At 68.5% G+C, this 18,015-nt stretch carries 14 protein-coding genes, 1 tRNA gene, 1 other RNA gene and 8 pseudogenes; 12 read left to right on the plus strand and 12 right to left on the minus strand.

The genetic code is table 11. The features are described 5' to 3' along the window. Positions 1–16: 16 nt before the first annotated feature. From QQK48_RS09625 to QQK48_RS09635, 3 genes and pseudogenes are all read right to left on the minus strand, one after another. Positions 17–1,055 (minus strand): annotated as a pseudogene (locus QQK48_RS09625) (aspartate-semialdehyde dehydrogenase). After that, positions 1,052–2,325: pseudogene (locus tag QQK48_RS09630) on the minus strand (aspartate kinase). The pseudogenes QQK48_RS09625 and QQK48_RS09630 overlap by 4 nt, the downstream one beginning before the upstream one ends. Positions 2,326–2,515: 190 nt before the next feature. Beyond that, positions 2,516–3,052, minus strand: coding sequence for a TetR/AcrR family transcriptional regulator (locus QQK48_RS09635; protein WP_284328318.1), 537 nt, complete (start codon positions 3,050–3,052; stop codon positions 2,516–2,518). A gap of 199 nt (positions 3,053–3,251) precedes the next feature. Between QQK48_RS09635 and QQK48_RS19795 the strand changes: the two genes are divergently transcribed. The 4 genes and pseudogenes from QQK48_RS19795 (at position 3,252) to QQK48_RS09645 (ending at position 5,568) form a co-directional block, all read left to right on the plus strand. After that, a complete protein-coding gene (locus QQK48_RS19795; RefSeq protein WP_348523572.1) occupies positions 3,252–3,620 on the plus strand; it encodes an ATP-binding cassette domain-containing protein in 369 nt (122 codons plus the stop codon). Then, positions 3,589–3,789 (plus strand): annotated as a pseudogene (locus QQK48_RS19800) (ATP-binding cassette domain-containing protein); the annotation flags it as partial. The gene QQK48_RS19795 and the pseudogene QQK48_RS19800, both read left to right, overlap by 32 nt. An 82-nt stretch (positions 3,790–3,871) precedes the next feature. Further along, entirely contained in the window at positions 3,872–4,183 is a 312-nt protein-coding gene (locus tag QQK48_RS19805) for a hypothetical protein (RefSeq protein WP_348523821.1), read from the plus strand. Continuing rightward, the gene (locus QQK48_RS09645; protein WP_284328319.1) at positions 4,180–5,568 is read left to right on the plus strand and encodes an ABC transporter permease; all 1,389 of its coding nucleotides are present in this window, start codon (positions 4,180–4,182) and stop codon (positions 5,566–5,568) included. Before QQK48_RS19805 ends, QQK48_RS09645 begins: the two co-directional genes overlap by 4 nt. On the opposite strand, the pseudogene recR reads toward QQK48_RS09645, so the two are convergent. From recR to ffs, 5 genes and pseudogenes are all read right to left on the minus strand, one after another. After that, a pseudogene (gene recR / locus QQK48_RS09650) lies at positions 5,525–6,122 on the minus strand (recombination mediator RecR). The gene QQK48_RS09645 and the pseudogene recR overlap by 44 nt on opposite strands. 69 nt (positions 6,123–6,191) lie before the next feature. Next, positions 6,192–6,566 (minus strand): hypothetical protein, encoded by a 375-nt coding sequence (locus tag QQK48_RS09655; RefSeq protein ID WP_284328320.1) that lies wholly within the window; start codon positions 6,564–6,566, stop codon positions 6,192–6,194. A 720-nt stretch (positions 6,567–7,286) separates the two neighbouring features. Beyond that, positions 7,287–8,297 (minus strand): annotated as a pseudogene (locus QQK48_RS09660) (DNA polymerase III subunit gamma and tau); the annotation flags it as partial. Between the two features lie 171 nt (positions 8,298–8,468). Further along, a complete protein-coding gene (adhP, locus tag QQK48_RS09665) occupies positions 8,469–9,509 on the minus strand; it encodes an alcohol dehydrogenase AdhP (RefSeq protein WP_284329362.1) in 1,041 nt (346 codons plus the stop codon). Between the two features lie 256 nt (positions 9,510–9,765). Next, positions 9,766–9,861, minus strand: an RNA gene (gene ffs / locus QQK48_RS09670) — signal recognition particle sRNA small type. A gap of 121 nt (positions 9,862–9,982) precedes the next feature. Between ffs and QQK48_RS09675 the strand changes: the two genes are divergently transcribed. Next, positions 9,983–10,070 (plus strand) — tRNA-Ser (locus tag QQK48_RS09675). A 65-nt stretch (positions 10,071–10,135) separates the two neighbouring features. On the opposite strand, the gene QQK48_RS21695 is transcribed toward QQK48_RS09675, so the two are convergent. After that, positions 10,136–10,339, minus strand: a complete 204-nt coding sequence (locus tag QQK48_RS21695) for a hypothetical protein (RefSeq protein ID WP_431308327.1) — start codon at positions 10,337–10,339, stop codon at positions 10,136–10,138. A 2-nt stretch (positions 10,340–10,341) separates the two neighbouring features. On the opposite strand from QQK48_RS21695, the pseudogene QQK48_RS21700 reads away from it, so the two are divergent. Beyond that, positions 10,342–10,533: pseudogene (locus QQK48_RS21700) on the plus strand (hypothetical protein); the annotation flags it as partial. Positions 10,534–10,539: 6 nt separating this feature from the next. Next, positions 10,540–10,788, plus strand: a complete 249-nt coding sequence (locus QQK48_RS09685; RefSeq protein ID WP_284328322.1) for a hypothetical protein — start codon at positions 10,540–10,542, stop codon at positions 10,786–10,788. A gap of 96 nt (positions 10,789–10,884) precedes the next feature. Here the strand turns inward: QQK48_RS09685 and arfA are convergent. From arfA to QQK48_RS09700, 3 genes and pseudogenes are all read right to left on the minus strand, one after another. Beyond that, a pseudogene (gene arfA, locus QQK48_RS09690) lies at positions 10,885–12,388 on the minus strand (arabinosylfuranosidase ArfA). Next, positions 12,315–13,565: an arabinan endo-1,5-alpha-L-arabinosidase gene (locus tag QQK48_RS09695; protein WP_284328323.1), complete on the minus strand. Its 1,251-nt coding sequence runs from the start codon at positions 13,563–13,565 to the stop codon at positions 12,315–12,317. The pseudogene arfA and the gene QQK48_RS09695 overlap by 74 nt, the downstream one beginning before the upstream one ends. Beyond that, a complete protein-coding gene (locus tag QQK48_RS09700; RefSeq protein WP_348523573.1) occupies positions 13,516–14,607 on the minus strand; it encodes an alpha-galactosidase in 1,092 nt (363 codons plus the stop codon). Before QQK48_RS09700 ends, QQK48_RS09695 begins: the two co-directional genes overlap by 50 nt. A gap of 610 nt (positions 14,608–15,217) precedes the next feature. On the opposite strand from QQK48_RS09700, the gene QQK48_RS09705 reads away from it, so the two are divergent. The 5 genes and pseudogenes from QQK48_RS09705 (at position 15,218) to QQK48_RS09725 (ending at position 17,658) form a co-directional block, all read left to right on the plus strand. Further along, on the plus strand, positions 15,218–15,439 hold the full coding sequence (locus QQK48_RS09705; protein WP_284328324.1) for a hypothetical protein: 222 nt from the start codon (positions 15,218–15,220) through the stop codon (positions 15,437–15,439). Between the two features lie 80 nt (positions 15,440–15,519). Continuing rightward, positions 15,520–15,780: pseudogene (locus QQK48_RS09710) on the plus strand (extracellular solute-binding protein); the annotation flags it as partial. A gap of 100 nt (positions 15,781–15,880) precedes the next feature. Continuing rightward, entirely contained in the window at positions 15,881–16,333 is a 453-nt protein-coding gene (locus tag QQK48_RS09715) for a type 2 periplasmic-binding domain-containing protein (protein WP_284328325.1), read from the plus strand. Further along, positions 16,330–16,635, plus strand: a complete 306-nt coding sequence (locus QQK48_RS09720; RefSeq protein ID WP_284328326.1) for a hypothetical protein — start codon at positions 16,330–16,332, stop codon at positions 16,633–16,635. Before QQK48_RS09715 ends, QQK48_RS09720 begins: the two co-directional genes overlap by 4 nt. A gap of 186 nt (positions 16,636–16,821) precedes the next feature. Continuing rightward, a complete protein-coding gene (locus QQK48_RS09725; protein WP_284328327.1) occupies positions 16,822–17,658 on the plus strand; it encodes a carbohydrate ABC transporter permease in 837 nt (278 codons plus the stop codon). Positions 17,659–18,015 lie beyond the last annotated feature (357 nt).

The raw sequence follows: 18,015 nt of genomic DNA on the forward strand, positions 1-18,015 counted from the left end.
TGAGGCGTCTAGGGGATCAGTCGGTGATCTTCGCGGCGACCAGTTCCGCGACCTGGATCGCGTTGAGCGCGGCGCCCTTGCGCAGGTTGTCACCCACGATGAACAGGGCGAGGCCACGTCCGTCGTCCACGCCCGTGTCCTGACGGATGCGGCCCACGTAGGTGGGATCCTGGCCGGCGCCCTTGAGCGGCGTGGGGATCTCGTCCACCACGACGCCCTCGGCTTCGGCGAGGATCTCGTAGGCGCGCTGCGGCGACAGAGGACGCTCGAACTCCGCGTTGACGGACAACGAGTGGCCCGAGAAGACGGGCACGCGCACGCACGTGCCAGAGACGCGCAGGTCGGGAAGGCCGAGGATCTTGCGCGACTCATCGATGAGCCTTGCGCTCCTCGACGGTCTCGTTGGAGTCATCGCCCACCAGGTCGCCCGCGAAGGGCAACACGTTGAAGGCGATGGGCTCGACGTACACGCCGGGCTCGGGGTAGGTGGCGGCGCCACCGTTCAGGGCGAGGCCCTCGGCATCGTCGATGACCGCGCGGGCCTGCGAGGCGAGTTCCGCGACGCCCGCGACGCCCGAGCCGGAGACGGCCTGGTAGGTCGAGACGATGACGCGCTTCAGGCCCGCCTCGGCGTGGAGCGCCTTGAGGGTCGGCATGGCGGCCATGGTGGTGCAGTTGGGGTTCGCGACGATGCCCTTGGGGATGTCGTTCAGCGCGTCCGGGTTGACCTCGCTCACCACGAGCGGGACCTCGGGGTCCATGCGCCACGCGCTCGAGTTGTCGACCACCACGGCGCCCGCCGCGGCGAACTTCGGCGCGAACTCCTTGGAGGGGCCACCGCCGGCGGAGAAGATGGCGATGTCGATGCCGGCATAGTCACCGGAGGCGATGTCCTCGACCGTGATGTCGCGGGCCAGGTGCGGCAGCACCTTGCCTGCGGAACGGGCTGAGGCGAAGAAGCGCACCTCGGCCTCGGGGAAGCGCTGGCCCACGAGCTCGCGCATGACGGTGCCGACCTGTCCGGTCGCACCCACGACGGCGATGGTCAGTGTCATCGTCCGGTTCCTCCGTACACGACGGCCTCGCCGCCCTCAATGTCTAGGTCGAACGCGGTGTGCACGGCGCGTACCGCATCGTCCAGGCTTGTCCGCCCGGGTCACGCAGGAGATGCGGATGTCCGAGGTGGAGATCATCTCGATGTTGACGCCCGCGTCGCGCAGCGCGGAGAAGAACCGAGCCGAGACGCCGGAGTTGGCGCGCATGCCGGCGCCGACCAGGGAGATCTTGCCGATCGCCTCGTCGGTACGCAGTTCCTTGTAGCCGATGCCCTCGTGGTCGGCCTCGATCGACTCGATGGCGCGCGGCACGGAGTCCGAGGGGAGCGTGAAGGAGATGTCCGTGTAGCCCGTGACCACCGCGGAGACGTTCTGCACGATCATGTCGATGTTGACGTCAGACTTCGCGACGGCCTCGAACAGGCGAGCGGCGGAGCCGGGCACGTCAGGAACGCCGATGACCGTGATCTTGGCCTCGGAGCGGTCGTGCGCGACGCCGGCGATGATCGGGTCTTCCATGTCTTCTCCTTCTTGAGTGTCGCCCGTGACCCAGGTTCCTTCAAGACCTGAGAAAGACGAGCGCACGTGGATCGGCACGTCGAAGCGGCGCGCGTACTCGACGCAGCGCGGCATCAGGACCTTGGCGCCGGAGGCGGCCAGGTCGAGCATCTCCTCGTAGGAGACGCGGTCGAGCTTGCGGGCGGTGGGGACGATGCGCGGGTCGGCCGTGAAGACGCCGTCCACGTCGGTGTAGATCTCGCACACGTCGGCCTGCAGTGCGGCGGCGAGCGCGACGGCCGTGGTGTCGGATCCGCCGCGGCCGAGCGTCGTGACGTCCTGAGTCTCGGGGTGGAGCCCCTGGAAGCCAGCGACGATGGCGACGTCACCGTCCGCGACGGCCTTCTGGAGGCGGCCGGGCGCGACGTCGATGATGCGGGCGCGGCCGTGGTGCTCGGTGGTGATGACGCCTGCCTGCGGGCCGGTGAAGGCCTGGGCGCCCACGCCGAGTTCGCGGATGGCCATCGCGAGCAGGGCCATCGAGATGCGCTCGCCCGCGGTGAGGAGGATGTCCATCTCGCGCGGTGCGGGATCGCTGGTCACCGCGTTGGCGAGGTCGATGAGGCTCGTCCGTCGTGTCACCCATGGCGGACACGGCGACGACGACATCGTTGCCGGCGCGCTTCGTCTCGACGATCCTGCGCGCGACGCGCTGGATCGCCTCGGCATCGGAGACTGACGAGCCTCCGTATTTCTGCACCACGAGTGGCATGCGGGTACTCCCGAGAAAGCGGCGGATGGGGCGCCCTGCGGCGGACGCGTGCCCATTCTAGTGGTGTCGCGCCCGTTCACCTATTCACACCTTGGACACTTGTGTCCACATAGTGGACCTCCTTTCCGTCGAATGGATCCATTTGGTTCTTCTACGGGCTTAGGCGAACCAAATGGATCCATTTGACGGATTAGGTGCCGGCGTTGGCGACCCAGCGCTCGAGGTGTGCCACCTCGCGCTCCAGCGGCTCGGCCTCGCCAAGGGCCCGGGCGAGTGCCGCGCCTCCCTCGACTCCCGCGAGCAGGTGAAGCGCGCGCGCCCGCGCCGCCGCAGCGGTGAAGCCCAGGTCTTCGAACCTCTCCTGGAGCCATGCCAGTGCCGCGCGGTGCGCGTCGCCACTTCCCACGGCCGATGCCGTGGCGAGCAGGGTGCCGTCGGTCACCGTCGCCTCAATCTCCGTGAGGTAGGAGCGCAGGAAGCCCGTGAGCGCCTCGCGGGCGTCGCCAGGCAGATCGGCGCGCGACTCGGCGAGGCGATGGCCGATGCCCGTGGCGACTGCCGCGGCCACGTCGTCCTTGGTTTTGAAGTAGTAGTAGACGCTGCCGGACGGCACTTGGGCGGCGTCGGCGATGCGGGCGATGGTGGCGGCGTCGAAGCCGCCCGTGCGGGTGAGGTCGATCGCCGCTGCCGTGAGCCGTGCGCGCTTGTCTGAGGCCGGACGGGGCATGTGTGCTCCTCGGAGATCGTGAAGGCGTATAACAGTTGGTTGACTCACTATGCCTTGGTGATACCAGGGCATGACAGCGACACGCCCCAAGATCAGGGGATTACCTCATGGGCAGGGAGCGACGCCAATGCCAGGGTGGGGGTGCCGGGGGCGCTCACGTCCTCCCCGCCCACACGAGGGAGTGACATGACGACCACCATTGAGCCCGAGGCACCGCCGCGGGCCGCCATCGTTGCGCAGGGGGTGGCGCGGAGCCTTCGGCGATGTGCGCGCCGTCGATAACGCGACCCTGACCGTGCAGGCGGGCAGCGTGACCGCGCTCATCGGCCCCAACGGCTGTGGCAAGACCACACTCATGCTGATGCTTGCGGGTCTCCTGCGCCCCAACGAGGGAACCATCTCCGTGGGAGGCAACGACCCGCGCACCGATGCGGCCGCCGTGCGCGGCTCCATCGGCTGGATGCCCGACCAGGCTGGGCTCGTGGGACAACCTCACCTGCCTGCAGACGCTGACCCTGATCGGCCAGGCGTACCGCATCCCCAAGGCCGAGTCCCGCGCCCGGGGTGAGGCGCTGCTCGCCAGGGTCCACCTCGAGGAGTTCGCGCAGCGGCCGGCCCGAGTGCTGTCGCGCGGCCAGAAGCAGCGTCTCTCGCTCGCTCGCGCGCTCATGCACGACCCGGAGGTGCTGCTGCTCGACGAGCCCGCCAACGGGCTCGACCCTCGCTCGCGCATCGAACTGCGCGACCTGGTGCGCGAACTCGCGGCCGAGGGCCGTGCCGTCCTCATCTCCAGTCACGTCCTCGCCGAGGCTCGACGAGATGGTCGACGACGCGATCTTCATGTCGAAGGGCCGCACGCTCGGCGACGAGGCCAGCGCCATGGTGGCCGAGGCCAAGACCAAGTACCGCATCGACGCGCTGGACCGCGACCTCCTCATCAGCACTCTGCGCGGATCCTCCGTGCCCGTCGAGGAGACCCCCACGGGCGTGGTGGTCCGCATCGACGGGGACACCAACGCGGCCGAGGCACTCGCCTGGCTCGTGAGCAAGGGCGTGCGCGTGCACCGGTTCGGCCCCGTGGGTTCGGCCCTCGAGCAGACGTACATGGCGATGAACGAGGAGCGACGATGAGCACCGACACCACTGAGGGACGCGTCACCACCGGCGCGGCCCACCACCCGCCCGCGCGCCGCGGTAACCCGTGGGCCCCCACGTTCCACGGCGTCGGGCTCGTCACCTCCATCGAACTGCGCCGCCGACGCCCCACCACCAAGGGCTACATCTTCTACGGGCTCTTGTTCGCGTTCGTGGCGACCATCTGCGTCCTCGCGGCAGTCTTCACGGAGGCGGACAGGTCATCGTCCAACTTCGAACTCGTGCTCATCATGGTGTTGGGCGTGGGCATGCTGATCGCCCCGTCCCTCTCCGCCACCTCGATCAACGGCGACTCCGGCGAGGGTGTCCTCGCGCCACTCCAGATGTCTCACCTCACCGCAGGGGACATTGCGTTTGGCAAGGTCATCGCGTCGTGGCTGGTCTCGGTCATCGCGCTCGTGGCGCTCTCGCCGTTCCTGATCTACACGTACCTGTCCTCGGGCTGGACTCTCGTGGAGGTACTCGCCACCGTCGCGGCCATCCTCTTCGTGGTGCTGGCGTTCACCGCGGTGGGCCTCGCCTGGTCCTCGCTTGCGGCACGCGCCGTGGGGTCCGTGTCGCTGGCGCACCTCACCACCGGCTTCTTCCTCATCGGCACCCTGGTGGCCTTCGCCATCGGCGGTGTTTTGGTCACCGAGGACACGGGGGTGCGGGACCGCTACATCGACTACGAGAACCTGAGCGCCGACGCCCAGTCGGCCCTCGAGGACGCCTGGGAGACCGGCGACTACTCCGCTCTCGACCCCGCCGACTACCCCTGCGTCGACGCCGAGTGGGGCTACTCGGTGACGCACACCGACAAGATCGCGTGGATTCTGCTGCTCAACCCCGCCGTCATGGTCATTGAGACGGCCCCTATCGTCGATCCCGAGACGTGGGAGAAGGACGGCCGCGCCGCACCCGGAACCTTCGCCCTGCTGCACCAGCAGATCTCGAGCGCACGCCTCGGACCCCAGGAGGGTGAGGCCACGCAATGGGTGTACGACGAGTGTGCCGAGACCTTCGGTACCACGGCCCAGGAAGAGATGACCGACGAGGAGATGGAGGCGCAGTGGGCCGCCGAGGAGGCCGCGGCTGCCGAGCGTGAGCAGGAGTTCGCGAACCTTCCGCGCGCCCCCTGGCCCGCGCTTGCCCTCCTCGCGGTGTTGTTCGTTGGCTCCATGACCATCGTGGTCCGCCGCCTCCGCGTGCCCTACAAGAAGCCTGCGCACCGGCACGCGCGTGGCGTAACGCCGGCATCGGCCTCCTGCTCGCCGTCCGCCGCCTCACGGCAGCTGGACCCACGGCGGACAGGGGGCCGATGCTGCGTGTGGGGCCTTAGGAGACCTTGCGGCGTCCCTCGAAGGCGCGGCCGAGCGTGACCTCATCGGCGTATTCCAGGTCGCCTCCCACGGGCAGGCCGGATGCCAGCCGCGACACGGTCACGCCCATGGGCGCGAGCATGCGGGTGAGGTAGGTCGCGGTGGCCTCGCCCTCGATGTTGGGGTCGGTCGCGATGATGACCTCTTCGATCTTCCCGTCGCCGAGCCGCGTGAGGAGCTCGCGGATGCGCAGGTCATCGGGCCCCACGCCGTTCATGGGGTCGATGGCGCCGCCCAGCACGTGATACCTGCCCCGATACTCGCGGGTGCGCTCAATCACCACCACGTCCTTGGGCTCTTCCACGACGCACAGCACGTCCTCGAGCCTGCGCGGGTCCGCGCAGATGCGGCACTGGGCGGACTCGGCGACGTTGCCGCACGTATCGCAGAAGCGGACCTTCTCCTTCACGGTGGTGATCGCGTCCGCGAGGCGGCGCACGTCCGTGGGGTCTGCTGCCAACAGGTGGAAGGCGATGCGCTGGGCGCTCTTGGGGCCCACGCCGGGAAGGTGTCCCAGGCTCGTCGATCAGATCCTGCACCGCGCCGTCATACATGGGGCTAAGCGTAGGCGGGCGCACCCACATCGCCGCACCGGGCGCGCGACGGCACCCCGTGCGAGGACGCTAGTTGTCGATGATGGTGCCGCCAAGCATCTTCGCGACCACGTCGGCGCCGCTCAACTGGGCGTCGGGTGCGCGCTCGTCATCGTCGGAGATGACCTCGTCGTCGTACTCGGGCGGCGGGGGAGCGTCGTCGTAGGGGGCGGACACCGTGGCCGATGCCGCCGCGGCGGGCGTGGCGCCGCGGACGGCCGATGCCGGCGCGGTGCCCACCGTCGCCTCCACCCGTACCTGGAGACCCAGCGTCTCGCGCACGGCGAGAGCGACGTTCTCGGCATGCGAGGAACCTGTGAAGCGTCCCGCGAGTGCCGAGTTGTCGAAGGCAAGGGTGAGGACGCCGCCCTCGACGGACGCCACCTGCGCGCTCTGGCTCACCATGGACCACGTCACGCGACGCCGTTCCAACGTGCCGAGCACCTCGGGCCAGCGACGGCGGAGGAGTTCCGCATCCGCGGCTCCCCCGCTTGGCTACCGGCCGGTGCCTCGGCGGGCGCGGCTGCGGGCGCGGTGGAGGGTGTCGTTGCGGTTGCCGAGGGCTGCTGCACCACGGGTGTCGCCTGGGTGGGGGGACCCCAGTCCGGCTCCGGTTCCGGCTCGGGGGCAGGCACTCGCTCAGGCGCAGGCGCGCGCTCGGGTGCGGGCGCGGCTGGGGCCGCGGGTGCCTGGGGCTGCTCGGGCTCGGGGCGGACCTGAGGCTCGGGATGGGCCTCGGGAAGCGGCGGCTCGATCTCCTCGGGCTCCTCCCACGGCGCGGGACCTCCCTGCGAAGGCGCGGACGCGGAAGTAGAGGGCGCGGCGGAGGCCGGAGCAGGCGCAGACGAGGACGGGCGGGACGCGGAGGGAGCGGAAGGTGCGGGCCCGCCCGCGGCCGGGGCACCGCCGCGCGAGGCGGCCAGTGCGGCGCGTGCTGCCTCGATCGCTCCGCGGGCATCGGACGCACCGGATCCGGACTGAGGCTCCGCCCACGGCGGCCGTGGAGGGGCTGCCCACGCCGACCGAACCGGCGCTCGGCGCGTTGCCGCCGGAGCCGCCTCCAGCACCGCCAGCCGCACCAGCACCGGCCTGTGGTGCAGCGGCCACGACAGGGACCTCCGCAGCAAGCAGCCGGGCGCACAGCAGTTCGAGGTGGAGGCGCGGCGACGTGGCGCCCACCATGGACGTCAGGGCGTCGTTGATGAGGTCGCCGGCACGCGAAGCGCGCGGCAGCGTCATGCGTCGAGCCTGATCGGTCATGCGCTCCAACTGGTCCTGCGGCACCTCGCCGAGCGCCTTGGCGCCCGCGCCTCCCGAGGCGGCGATGACGAGAAGGTCGCGCACACGCTCAAGGAGGTCCTCGACGAAGCGTCGCGGCTCGTGGCCCGTCTGGATGACACGGCCCACGACGTCGAACAGGGAAGCGCCGTCCGAGGCGGCGATGGCGTCCACGGCGTCATCCAGCAGGGTCGCATCGGTGAAGCCCAGGAGCGCGATGGCGCGGTCATACGTCACGCCGCCCGCATCGGACCCGGCGATGAGCCTGGTCGAGGACGGACAGCGAGTCACGGACGGAACCGCCACCTGCGCGCACCACAAGAGGCAGCACGCCCGACTCGACTTGCACGGACTCGGCCTCACACAGGTGGCCCAGGTAGTCGCCCAGCACGGGCGGGGGCACCAGCCGGAACGGATAGTGGTGGGTGCGCGAACGGATGGTGCCGATGACCTTGTCAGGCTCGGTCGTGGCGAAGATGAAGCGAATGTGGGGCGGCGGCTCCTCGACGAGCTTCAGCAGCGCGTTGAAGCCCTGCGGCGTCACCATGTGCGCCTCGTCGAGGATGAAGATCTTGTACCGGTCGCGCGCGGGGGCAAAGGCGGCGCGCTCGCGTAGGCTCGCGGGCATCGTCCACACCGTTGTGCGAGGCCGCGTCGATCTCCACGACGTCGACGGACCCGGAGCCGCCACGGGCGAGGCTCCACGCACGATTCGCACACGCCGCACGGGGTGTCGGTGGGCCCCTCGGCGCAGTTGAGGCAGCGGGCGAGAATGCGGGCGGACGTGGTCTTGCCGCAGCCGCGCGGTCCGGAGAACAGGTACGCGTGGTTGACCTTGTCGGCACGCAGGGCCTGCATGAGCGGCGTCGTCACATGCTCCTGACCCACGACATCGGCAAACGAGTCGGGGCGGTAGCGGCGGTACAAGGCTTGGCTCACGGGAGTGAGCCTAACCGCCACCGCCGACACGTGCATCGGCCCTCCTCAGCGGGTGCCGAGGAGGGCCGATGCGTGTGCCGTGGGACGGTGTCAGGCGGTGTGGCCGAGGTCCATCACGATGCGGCCGTCGATCTTGCCCGCGTGCATGCGAGCGAAGATGTCGTTGATGTTGTCGAGCGGCTCGACGGCGTAGGTCGGAGTGATCTTGCCGCGCGCGAAGAAGTCGATGGCCTCCTCCATGTCACGACGCGTGCCGACGATCGAACCACGCACGGTCCAGCCGTTCAGCACCACCGAGAAGATGTCGAGCGGGAACTGCTCCGGGGGCAGGCCCACGAGCGACACGGTGCCGCCGCGACGCAGCGAGCCCACAGCCTGCGGGAACGCCTTGCCGTTGACGGCGGTCACGAGCGCACCCTGCACGCCTCCGCCGGTCGCGGCCTGGATGGCTGCGAGCGCATCGGTCTCGGTGGCGGCATTGATGGTGACCTCGGCGCCGTGCTTGGTGGCCAGCGCGAGCCTGGAGTCGTCCACGTCCACCGCGACCACGCGGCGACCCATGGCGACCGCGTACTGGACGGCGATGTGGCCCAGGCCGCCGATGCCGGAGATGAGGACCCAGTCGCCGGGCTTGGTTTCGGTCTGCTTGAGGCCCTTGTAGACGGTCACGCCTGCGCACAGGATGGGGGCGGCGGCCGCGAGGTCAACGCCCTCGGGCAGCACGGGGCAGTAGCGGGAGTCGACCAGCATGTACTGACCGAAGGAGCCGTCGACGGAGTAGCCGCCGTTCTCCTGGGCCAGGCACAGGGTTTCCCAGCCGGCCTCGCAGAACTCGCACTCGCCACAGGCGTTCCAGAGCCAGGCGTTGCCGACGGTGTCGCCGACCTTGACGCGCTTCACGGAGTCGCCGACGGCGACGACGGTGCCGACGCCCTCGTGGCCGGGGATGAAAGGCGGGTTGGGCTTGACGGGCCAGTCGCCCTCAGCCGCGTGGAGATCGGTGTGGCACACGCCCGAGTACAGCACCTTGACGAGCGCCTCGAACGGTCCAGGGGTGGGCAACTCGACCTCGGAGACATCAAGCGGTTCGCCGAAAGTACGCACTACTGCTGCGCGGAAAGTGTCGGCCATGATGGTTCCCTTCTGTAGAGCCTTGCAGTCGTCGGGGGGCGTCTGCATTACCTTCACTTTACGTTCGGTTCGCGGCGTTTGCCGGGGATGAAGGTCCTCGCTCGTCTAGGGCCATATGCCCAGGTATGAGAACGGTTATCGTGGCCTCGGAGGGGGTCGCGCGCCCGCGCACGCGTAAGAGATCTGGGTGGCGGCGTGGGGGTTCCGGGGGCCGCTGCGGAGGGCTCCGGGGGCCGATGCGGCACGCACCCGGGCATGAAAGGACCCCCACGCACCCGAAAGAGCCCGCTTACCCTTGCTGCATTCCTGCCCTGGGGGAGTTGGGCGAGATATCGCCACGTGAGGGGTCGCCGTCCAGTGTAGCCGCACCCGGCCGATGCAGGGGTCGCCGGCTGCCGTCCCCGCGCCTGGCGAGGCCGTGGCCGTGCGGCGGTTAGGAGTTCGGGCCGCGCTCAGGTAGCATCTACGCGCCTGGAGGATTCGCCTAGTGGCCTATGGCGCACGCTTGGAAAGCGTGTTGGGTGCAAGCCCTCAGGGGTTCGAATCCCCTATCCTCCGCCAGAGAAGTCCGTGACCCCCGTGCGAGGTGACTGCGTGAGTGTGACGCGACGACGGCGCCGCGAGCGTCAGATCATCGTCTTCGGCGTGATCGCCATCATCCTCGCCGCGATCGCCGTGGCGTCCGCCGCCGTGTTCCGCGGCGACGCCGATGGCCCCTTCAGCGCGGCGTTTACGACGCCCGCCGGTGAATTCGAATCCGACGTCACCCTGGTGTGCCCGCCCGCCGACGCTATGCCGCTCGAATACGACCAGGTGGTGGTGCGCGTCAACAATGGCACCGACACCTCTGGCCTCGCGAGCACCGCGGCCAACCAGGCTCGGATCGCGCGGCTTCTTGGTGACCGGGTCCACCAACTGGGCGCGCGGCTACGGCGACTACGTGCAGATCCTGTTCGGCGCCGAAGGCGTGCAGCAGGCGTACACGCTCGCCACCCAGTTCGACGCGACCTCCGAGCAGAAGGTTGATCTGGTGCTCGACAATCGCGAGGGCACCACGGTGGACCTTGTCCTCGGCACCCAGTACGCGGAGAACCCGAAGGCTCCGCGACGCCCTCGCGCCGGAGCTCGACATGGACCTGGTGCTCACGGCCCAGGCCGAATGCCTGCCCGCCAACCTGGTGAACGCGCGCCCTGCACCCAAGACGCTCCCGGACAACCCGTTGGCCACCGCGAGCCCCGAGCCGTCGGCCTCCCCGAAGGCGAGACGGACGGCGAGTAGCGCGCCGCGCAGACGCGAACGCGGGGACCTGCCCGTCGGCTGATCCCCGCGTCCTTGTGCCGCCCACGGTGGCGATGGAGCCCCTGGAGGAGAGGTTCAGAGCTCCATTGCTCCGTGGAACGCTGTCCACGACTCCGGTGCGAGGCGGAGCGTGATGGTTCCCTCACCCTGTTCGACCGGCAGGGCGTCCACGGGGGCGTAGGCCTCCGCGTGTTCCTGAGTCTCGCGGGCTCCTTCGTGATCGGCAAGTACCGCGGTGCCGCCGTCGATGCGTGCCGTCACTCCGGGGTGGCGCAGCGTGACCGTGCGCTCCTGGTCGGAGCGGTTGGTGACGAACAGCGCGAGCGCGCCCGTGTCAGGATCAACGGTCGCGGCAGCGGTGATGGCGGGAACGTCGCCGTGCTTCGCGGTAGCGATCGTGTCGGTGTCGACCTTGACCTGCAACGCTTCACCGGTGGCCAGGCGGGCGGCCGTAGCGAAGGGGTGGAACGTGGTCTGACGCCAGGCAGCACCCTCGGGGTCGGTCATGATGGGTGCGATCACGTTCACCAGTTGTGCCAGGCAGCCAATCGCGACGCGGTCCGCATGGCGCAGCAGGGTCACGATGAGGTCACCGACCACGACGGCATCGAGGCCCGAGTAGCGGTCCTCGATGATGCGTGGAGCGTCACGCTGAATAGGCAGGTTCTGTTCACCCCCGAAGCGGCTCTGCTGATACCAGACGTTCCACTCATCGAACGAGATGGTGATGCGCTTGTCCGAGCGCTTCTGGGCTCCGATCGCGTCGGCCGAGGCGACCACACGCTCCACGAAACGCTCCATCGCCGTTCCCGAACCCAGGAACGAGGCACGGTCGCCATCCAGTTCCTCGTAGTAGGCGTGCATCGAGATGTGATCGACGATGTCGTACGTGTACGACAACACGGTGCGTTCCCACAACCCGAACGTGTCCATCTGCATCGACGAGGAGCCACAGGCCACCAGTTCAATGCTGGGGTCGGTCGCCTTCATCGCCTTGCCGGCCTCGGCCGCGAGCCTTGCCGTACTCGTGGGCGTCCTTGTGGCCAATCTGCCACGGCCCATCCATCTCGTTACCCAGGCACCACAATTTCACGCCGTAGGGTTCCTCGCGGCCGTTGGCGATACGCATATCCGCCCACTTGGTGCCTGCCTCACCGTTGCAATACTCCAACAGCGCGACCGCCTCGGCCACACCACGCGTACCAAGGTTCACGGCCATCATCGGCTCGAGTCCCTCACGCTCGCAGTACTGCAAGAACTCGTCAGTGCCCACCACGTTGGGCTCCACGGTGCGCCACGCCAAATCAAGGAACGGCTTGCGGTCCTCCACGGGACCCACGCCGTCTTCCCACACGTAGTTGGAGACGAAGTTGCCGCCCGGGTAGCGCACCAGCGTGACCCCGAGCTCCTTCGTCAACTCCGCGACATCGCCACGGAAGCCGTGCTCGTCCGCCGTGGCATGCCCTGGCTCGTACACGCCCGTATACACACACCTACCCAGGTGCTCAACGAACGACCCAAACACCCGCCGGTCCACAGGACCGACACGGAAATCGGGATGCAGGGTAATGATGGTCATGATGCTCCTTTGCGTATGGCCTGCTGTGGTCGGGACTAGTCGCTGAGCCTCGTCCTGGGTCCAGGCGACGGGCCAGCCGTCGTCCGTCCAGCCCAGGCTCACGAATGTCGAGGCGGAAGGCGCCGCCGTTGGCTCCGTCATAGAAGTGCGTGGCGAGGTAGCCGTGCGAGACGGACTGGCCGCCGGGGCCGATCATGTCGCCGCGGGTCGAGAGGAGTTCGTCGCCGCCGTTGTAGCGCATGTCGTTGCCCCACGAGTCGAGGTACGGGCCGGTCACGGACTGCGAGCGGCCCACCGCCACGGAGTAGGTCGAGTCGACGCCGGAGCAGCACTTGTCGCGGGACACGAACAGGTAGTACCAGCCGTCGCGTTCCACGACGTAGGGCGCCTCGATGGCGTTGGTGGGGGTGTTGCGGCTGGCCAGCAGCGTGGGTTCCGTGCCGTCCGCGGCGAGCCCCGACGGCCACTCGAGTTCGATCATCTGGATGCCGCCCCAAAATGAGCCGAACGCCATCCAGGGCGTGCCGTCGGCGTCCTCGACGATGCCGGGGTCGATGGCGTTGTAGGTCGAGGTGGCGGGGTCGGACGCCCACACCTGGCCCTGGTCTGTCCACCCGTAGTCCGCCGCGTCCATGTCGAGCGTGGGCGAGGTCATCAGTCCGATGACGGAGCGATTGGAGCCAAAGGTGGATGCCGCGTAGTACAGGTACCAGGTGCCATCGTGTTCATAGAGTTCCGGCGCCCAGAAGTTCTCGACCCCTGGAACCGCCTCGTAGACCCACTCGGGACGGGTCTGGGCGTCCCAGGCGGTGCCGACCATCTCCCAGGTCTCGCCGCCATCGGCAGAGCGACGAATCTGAGGCGCACCGAGACCCACGCGCACGTCGCCCGTCGAGTAGACGTACCAGTCCTCGCCCTCGTCGCCCACCACGAGCGCGGGGTCGTGAGTCGCGATCTCCCCTGCGATGTCGAGCCGCGTCGCGGCGGGTTCGCCCGCTCCCCATGGCGCCCACACCAGGAGGCCCGCTGCGACAAGCGCCAGGCCCACCACCCCCACGCCGCCGATGACCCAGCCGCGCCTGCGCGGCGGGGCCCTGCATCGGCCGCCTTCACATCGGTCTCGGTACTCATGCCGCCACCTCGTCCAGCGCGACCCACACCACGCCGTGCGCGGCAACGGTGGCCACCAGGTCGGTGCCGTCGACGCTCACCGTCGCGTCAGGCCACAGGCTGGTCACGGCGTGTGGCCGATGCGGCAGCCCGGTAAGGCTCGCCAGCGGCACCCTGGCGGCGTGGTCGCTCTCGCCGGTCCAGAACAGTGCCGCGTAGCGACGCCCGGAGTCCGCGGCTCGCGCGCTCCAGCCGATGAGTTCGCCGCCGTCGAGCGGCTCGCGGATCACCTCGCGCCCGTCCGTGGAGCCCTGGATGACCTCGGGGATCGCGGGGTTGGCGATCAGCGCGAGAGTGTCCTTGCGGGAGGTGGGAAGGTCGCCGCCGAGCATCAGCGGCGAGCGGGCCATCGACCACAGGGTGAGCAACGTGCGCTGCTCGTCGAGCGTGAGGCGGCTATCGCGCGGCTCGCCGCGCTCCGCGCGCAGGCCGATGCGTCCCAGGGGAATCATGTCGGCATCGGCCCAGGCTCCCGGCCGCTGGAACGGTGCCCAGCGGGCGAGGCGCGCGAACTGAGCGTGGATGTCCTCCCAGCGGTCCCACAGGTCGTCCGAGATGCGCCACATCTGGGCGTGCTCGCCGAGGTGCGGCACGTGCTGCGTCGACAGATGCGTGCCGGGCGACAGGGAGACGACAATCTCGCGGCCCGAGCGTGCGATGGCGATGGCGAGGGCCTCGATCGCGTCGTCGTGATACGGCGCGAGCATGTCGTCGACCTTGATGAAGTCGAGGCCCCAGGAGGCAAACAGGGCGATCTGTCCGTCCATGTACGCCTGCGCGGCGGGGTGAGTGAAGTCGAGGCCGTAGTTGTCGGGGTTCCACGCGCAGGTGTCGGTGGTGTCGGCGGCGTCGCGGGCGGTCCACGAGGTGCCCTCGATGGGGAGGTCTCGTTCCACCGCGAGGCGCGGAATGCCGCGCATGAGGTGGAGGCCGAACTTCAAGCCGAGTGCGTGCACCTGCGCCGCGAGCGGAGCAAAGCCTGTGCCGCCAGCAGCCGAGGGGAAGCGGTTCGTGGCGGGCTGTTGGCGGCCGTAGGCGTCGAGCCTCATGCGGGGCGTCCGCGTTGTACCCGTGAGCCTTGGCGGTGGGGTCGTACCAGGCGATATCCACCACGACGGTGTCCCAGCCGTGGGGGAGGAGGTGGTGGGCGAGGTGGCGCGCGTTCGCGAGCACCTCATCCTCGGTGACCGTGGTGCCGTAGCAGTCCCAGCCTATTCCACCCCATGGGTGGTGTGGTCGCGCGCATCGTTGAGCATCCTCGTCTGCGTTCAGTGTCTACATCGTTGTAAGCAAAATGGTGCCAATCGGTCACCGCTTTCGTCAAGGTTAGCGGGGTTCTGAGGGTCGATGCGACAGGCTACGGGTGCGCGTCGCGACGGCTTCCGGAGCGGACTCGCGGCCAGTCATGGCACTATCCTCCCTGGTAAACCACGTAAGCGGCGGCCCTTGTCCGAATCGTGACCAAGCCCGGCTTGACCCTGAGGGCGGCGCTGTGTCAAAGTTCCATCGTTGTAAAGGAGCCGGCGCGGTGCCGGATCCGAGCCTGGGGTCAAGGAGGACCGGGCGGTGCGACGGGTAGCGGATTCGTAGAATTGACGACCCGGAGGACCGGCGGGCGGGACCTCACTCATCAACGATGATCAGAGAGAGGCAGGCATCATGCGAAGGAAGGGACTCACGGCGGCGGCCGTGACCGTGGCGGGCGCTTTGCTGCTCGCCGCGTGCTCGTCGGACGGCTCCGGCGGTAACGCGAGCGAGGACCCCGATACCTCGGGCGGCGACTCCCCCAACGAGCCTCACGTTCATGTACCGCGGCTCGGACGCGGACAAGGCGGCCTACGAGACCGCGATCGCGGCGTTCGAGGAGGAGACCGGCGCTGAGGTGACGATGATCATCACCGACGCCGACCAGTACGCCACCAAGCCTTCAGGCAGCCATCGCGGGCAACAAGGTTCCGGACGTGTTCTACGTCGAGCCCGGCCGCATCCAGGGCTACGTCTACGCCAACGTCATCGCCGACCTCACCGAGTACGTGGACCAGGCCGTGGTCGACAACCTGTGGGACTTCGGTGTCGACGCGTACCGCTTCGACAAGGAGTCGGGCGCTCGCGGCCAGGACGGCGACCCGTTCTACGCACTGCCCAAGGACGTGGGTCCCTTCGGCTTCGGCTACAACAAGGCGCTGTTCGACAAGTACGACCTTGAGTACCCCTCGGCCGATGAGCCGCTGACCTTCGACGAGTTCCTCGAGGCTCGCCAAGGCACTCACCCAGGACAGCGACGGCGACGGCGAACTCGACACGTGGGGCACCGGCCTGAACGTGACCTGGAACTCGCAGGCCTTCATCTGGGGCAACGGCGCCGACTGGATCTCCGAGGACCAGAAGACGGTCACCGTGGACGACCCGGCCTTCGCCGAGGCGCTGCAGTGGTTCGCCGACCTTGGCCTCGTCGAGGGCGTGACCCCCTCCGCGGAGCAGGCGCAGACCCTCGACACCTACCAGCGGTGGATGGCCGGCGAGATCGGCTTCTTCCCCGTCGCCCCGTGGGACATCGCGACCTACTCGGCGCTCGCCGAAGAGGACCCCGAGACCTTCGACTACGACGTGATCCCCTACCCCGTGGCCGAGGAGGGTGACGACTGGTCCACCTGGATCGGTTCGCTCGGCATCGCGGTGTCGGAGAACTCCGCCAACAAGGAGGCTCGCGGCCCAGGCTCGCGACCTACCTGTCTACCGACCTCGAGGCCCAGAAGACCCTCGCGGCAGGCATGATCCAGATCCCGACCCTCAAGGACTACGCCCTTGGCGAGTGGATCGAGACCGACGCCGCCGCGGCCGGGTGGCCCGAGAACACCAAGGTGTTCCTCGAGATCGCTGAGGAGAAGGGCCGCCCGCTGCCGGGCACCTGGACCTACACCCCGGAGTGGTACGACAACTTCTGGATCGGCATCGAGAACGTGGTCGACAACGGCTCGCAGACCGCGGCCGACTACCTCGCAGCCAAGCAGCCCGAGATGCAGTCTCTGCTCGACCAGTCCTGGGTCTCCGCTGACCAGGCCAAGGCCGCAGGCTGACAGACGGACGGAATGGGGGCCGGCGCCTGAGCGCCGGCCCCCGGACCGCCCTCGAGGAAGGATCGAGGATGAGCATCACGGCACCACCCACGTCGCAGACGACGTGGACCAAGGAGGACGCCAAGGCTTCCCGCAAGGCCAATCGCAAGGCTCCATCGCAAGGAGTACATCTGGGCGGGCGCCTTCATGGCAGCCCCCGTCATTGGTTGGCTCGCGTTCCTGTTGTTCCCGCTCGCGTTCTCCGTGTACGCGTCGCTGACCAACTGGAACGGCCTGGGGAACATGACGTTCATCGGGTTCGACAACTACGTGATGCTGGTCCAGGATCCGTATTTCTGGAAGGCGCTGGGCAACACCGTCTTCTACATGATCGGCATCCCGATCGGGCTCGCGCTGTCGCTGGGACTGGCGTTGGCGCTGAGCCGCCGGATTCCCGGTCGCACCTTCTTCCGCACCGTCTACTACATCCCGGTGATCTCGTCCCTCGCGGCGATCGCGATCCTGTGGCAGTGGGCGTACAACGGTGACTTCGGCCTCGTCAACCAGTTCCTGTCGATCTTCGGCATCGAGGGCCCCAACTGGCTGATGGACCCGGCCTGGGCCAAGCCCGCGCTCATCATCATGGCGATCTGGAAGGGCCTGGGCTACTCCACGATCCTGTACTTGGCCGCCGTTCAGGCCGTGCCCCGCTCGCTGTACGAGGCGGCCGCACTCGACGGCGCTGGCGGCTGGCGCCGCTTCCGCACCATCACCCTTCCCATGGTGCGCCCGGTGACGTTCTTCCTGGTGGTGACCAACATCATCGGCGGCTCCATGATCTTCACCGAGATCAACATCATGACCCCCACCGGCGGCCCCTCGTGGTCCACCGCGTCCCTCGTTTGGTACATCTGGAACAAGGCGTTCAAGAACCTCCAGATGGGCTACGCGACCTCGATGGCGCTCGTGCTCGGAATCCTGGTCCTCATCGTCACGGTGATCCAGTTCCGCATGAACAAGCGCAACGACTTCTCGATCGAGTAAGGCGGAGATACCCATGAGCCTCACTACCAACACCGCCGCTGCGGCCGTCACGGCCGCTCAGGCCAACGAGACCGAGAAGCGCGCCCCCAAGATCTCGCGCAACCCGTTCGCGGGCCGCTCGGGCACCGAGGAGAACAAGGCCGTCAACTGGACCCTGTTCGGCATCCTGTCGCTCGGCGCCGTGTTCATGGCGGCCCCGCTGCTATGGATGCTGTCGACGTCGCTGAAGACCAAGGAAGCCGTCTACTCGCTTCCCCCGCAGTGGATCCCCGACCCGTTCGTGTGGGACAACTACGTGCGCGTCTTCGACGACACCTACGTCCTGTCCGGCATCAAGAACTCGCTTATCGTGGCGGG

The sequence above is a fragment of the Demequina litorisediminis genome, assembly GCF_030161615.1.
GTDB lineage: Bacteria > Actinomycetota > Actinomycetes > Actinomycetales > Demequinaceae > Demequina > Demequina litorisediminis.